Here is a 788-nt window from a genome sequence, read left to right as displayed (position 1 = left end):
GTGTCCGTTTCCTGTCGGAGTGTGCCCGGGTCGCGGTTGGCGGGCCCGCGGGCAACGTGCCGGCGCGTGATCGGCAGTGCGCGCCGTGCATCCGTCGGCGTGCACCGCGCACCAACATGTCGACATCCGGACATGTGCGTCGGGTAACTAAAAGAGATCTTGTTTTAGCATCTGATGATGACGCAGTGTGTCCACATTGATGCTCTATGGTTAAAGGATATGCGATCATGGCTTTGAGCGAAGGGGCGGGAGCGAGGGCGGAGCCGTCGCGCCCGGGGATCGTTTCGCCGGCGGTCGGGGCATCCGCCCGTCCGGAGCCGGGGGCGGCCACGACCGCGTGCCCGGAGATCCGCGAAAGCCGGGAGTGCCCGCGATGATACGTATGACATCGGTGACCAAGAGCTACCATAGCGGCACGCGGCCCGCCCTGGACGACATCAGCCTCGAGATCACCGCAGGGGAGTTCGTCTTCCTGGTCGGCCCGTCCGGCTCGGGCAAGTCCACCTTGCTGCGGCTGCTGCTGCGGGAGGAGCGGCCCACCTCCGGCGTGGTCGAGTTCGCCGGCCGGGACGTGGCGAGCATCCCCGACCGTCGGGTACCGCTGCTGCGCCGTCAGGTCGGCTGTGTCTTCCAGGACTTCCGGCTGCTCGCGGACCGGACCGCCGCGGGCAACGTCGCCTTCGCCATGGACGTCACCGGCCGTCCGCGGCACGTGGTCCGCACGGTCGTGCCCGAGGTGCTCGGTCTGGTCGGGCTCGCTGGCAAGGAGAACCGCTACCCCGACGAGC

At 68.4% G+C, this 788-nt stretch carries 1 protein-coding gene; it reads left to right on the top strand.

Translation table 11 applies throughout. From position 1 onward, the window contains the following. Positions 1-373 precede the first annotated feature (373 nt). The coding region (locus AC5LSR_RS17090; RefSeq protein ID WP_493465334.1) for a cell division ATP-binding protein FtsE at positions 374-788 on the top strand (415 nt) is incomplete at its 3' end.

This window comes from Protofrankia sp. CiP1_Cm_nod4, assembly GCF_982290645.1.
The sequence above is the reverse complement of the archived record's forward strand: the minus strand, read 5'-3'. Positions and strand labels throughout refer to the sequence as shown.